Annotated in this window: 2 protein-coding genes; one reads left to right on the top strand and one right to left on the bottom strand. The window is 50.9% G+C overall.

Translation table 11 applies throughout. The annotated features are described in order from the left end of the window. The coding region (locus ALO43_RS31260; protein WP_167346607.1) for a hypothetical protein at positions 1 to 149 on the top strand (149 nt) is incomplete at its 5' end. Positions 150 to 249: 100 nt separating this feature from the next. On the opposite strand, the gene ALO43_RS02295 is transcribed toward ALO43_RS31260, so the two are convergent. After that, positions 250 to 444: polysaccharide lyase family 7 protein (locus ALO43_RS02295; protein WP_162235566.1), on the bottom strand; the 195-nt coding region annotated here is incomplete at its 5' end.

Genomic DNA, 444 nt, shown 5'->3' on the forward strand with positions numbered 1-444 from the left:
TCAGTACCCTTGTCCTGTATGAAATCATCCCGGGTTTCATCCTTGCCAGCATTGCCATCGTGGTATTCAGTCTGATCGGCAATCCTGCGTCTGCGTCCATGCAGACACGTTTCCTGGCGGCTGAGCAGGAGTTCAAAGCCAACCGCTGATAATGCTGCTTGAATAACCGATGAAATGAAAAGCGGCCCGCACTTTCTGCAAGTGCGGGCCGTTTTTTTTTGATCGTTTGATTCAAGGCCTGCGTGCGACTCAGCTCTTGTTGTGATCAATATCCAGATTATAGAACGTGGCCTTGCGACCTTCCGAGGTATACCCGGTGTTGTCCTGGGTATAAACACCGGCTTTGAAATACAAAGGCTTGTCGCGCCAGGTCTCGCTGATGCGCTTGCTCCAGTCGGTGTCGTTGACACTGACAGTCAATTTTCCACCCTTGCTCAGGTGAAT

This window comes from Pseudomonas tremae (genome assembly GCF_001401155.1).
Taxonomy (GTDB): Bacteria; Pseudomonadota; Gammaproteobacteria; order Pseudomonadales; family Pseudomonadaceae; genus Aquipseudomonas; species Aquipseudomonas tremae.